The sequence below is a fragment of the uncultured Tateyamaria sp. genome (assembly GCF_947504105.1).
Lineage (GTDB): Bacteria > Pseudomonadota > Alphaproteobacteria > Rhodobacterales > Rhodobacteraceae > Tateyamaria.
The window spans coordinates 1-1,693 of record NZ_CANNGP010000128.1; the positions used below are offsets into that span (position 1 = coordinate 1).

1 protein-coding gene and 1 pseudogene are annotated in these 1,693 nt (G+C 56.1%); one reads left to right on the forward strand and one right to left on the reverse strand.

Annotated elements, in window-relative coordinates; all coding sequences use genetic code 11:
• Window positions 1-258: 258 nt before the first annotated feature.
• Window positions 259-410 (reverse strand): annotated as a pseudogene (locus Q1A75_RS23845) (transposase); the annotation flags it as partial.
• 403 nt (window positions 411-813) lie between these two features.
• On the opposite strand from Q1A75_RS23845, the gene Q1A75_RS23850 reads away from it, so the two are divergent.
• Window positions 814-1,512 (forward strand): hypothetical protein, encoded by a 699-nt coding sequence (locus Q1A75_RS23850; protein ID WP_299593541.1) that lies wholly within the window; start codon window positions 814-816, stop codon window positions 1,510-1,512.
• The last annotated feature ends 181 nt before the right edge of the window (window positions 1,513-1,693 follow it).

Sequence of the window (1,693 nt, forward strand, 5' to 3'; positions counted from 1 at the left end):
GTGAACGCCGCGCTCTGAACTCCCTCGATGAAATCCGGGGGAACAGGTAAGAGGTGTCAGACTCGGAACACTAGCGCCACCAAAATGTAACCAAAGGTAGAGTAAGGATGCAAGGTCAATTTCATTTTGCAAGTCACTAAATTGACAGGCAATCATCTGTGCGTGCTCGCATAGCCGAAAAAATGCAAACTTCTGGCCGCCCGCTGGAGATCAAATTCCGGACTATGCACGTCTGGCCACGCCCGGTTTTGGTGCGTTCGGGGCATCGCGCCACCTTAAGCCGTTTCTACTGATGAAGATAATTCCACTAATGACACGTCGCTCATCCACCCGAGGCTTGCCGTGGGACTTGGAAAATAGGGCTCAAGACGCGCCATTTGCTCATCACTTAGCCAGAAAAGATCAGACATGTTCACCGCTCGCTTTGAGCCTCGTGAAGCACGACGCCAAGCAGAGATCGATGGGGCCTGAGCCTAGGGCACACACTCCCCTCCATCCCCGCATGTCACTCAACTCAAATCATATGATAAAACCGAGCTCTTTAGTTCGGACAGCCTGCCCGGAGTAACTGCGGCAAGCGTACGGAGCACCGGCCACAATGTCGGGCATCCCTTTGCACATGCAGCAGCACTGGATGGACCACTTTCCAATTGAAACCACCCCTATATACGCCACCGTACCAAACCCAAACCAACTCCGCTCAACGGAGCAAACGTGGCCTTCCAACACTCGCACAAAAAACAATTGACTCCAAATAGCGTCAGCCTGCAGGTTTCCCGGCATTGTTGATATATTGTTTTGGAGTATTTCTTCATGCGCTCATATGATGCCGCCCGTGGCTCATTCAGTTTCTTTGAAATTCTCGCCCGGATCGTTGTCGGAATTGGGCTTTTAGCCGCGCTTCTTGGCGGTGCTTTCGCAGCAAAGGCGGGCGGAAACGGACCGCCAAACGTGTTGTTTGGAGCGCTTGGCACAATCCCCGGCGGCTTTATCGCCCTCGCTGGCTTTTATGGTCTCGTGATGGCCCAAATGGGCCGGGCGTCCGTGGACGGTGCGGAATACGCACAACTGTCTTTGTCCGTTGCACGCCAACAATTGGAGGTGTCGCAAGAGGCACTGGCGTTGAGCAAATCGAAAGTCCAGGCCACATACGCTGCGAAGATGGCGGCATCCGCGGCCTCAGCCGTCCAGGCCACGGACCCAACTGCGTCACCAGATGGTACCGGACAGCCGTCTTATGCAGACCACCCCATGGCAGAGCCATCGGTGGAGTCGGATGCGGACGGGCAGCTTGACGCTGCCAGCGAACCAAACAGGCTGGCGTCGGAAGCATCCCAGTCCGCTCCCCAACTCGAGCGCAAGACGGCAGTCCCCGTGGCCGCACAACCCCACATCGATACAGAGGTTGAGTACCGCGACGGGAGGTATCTCGTTGCCGGCCAGCAATTCTGGTCGCGCAAGGAAGCAGAAGACTACGCCCGCGAAGCGCACAGCGCGGCTGAGCCCACTTGATGACCCCCATACAGCCCCCCAACCCGTTTGGGGGTGGTGCATGTGGACCAGGGTAGACCATGGCTGCGCATAGCGTCCTCAAAACGCGGTCTTTCCCGCCTAACAGAGGTGGTCCTAGATTTTCGACCAATTTGCAGCCGGTTTAAGATGGATCAGGGGTTCATTTAGGCTGCTATTCTCA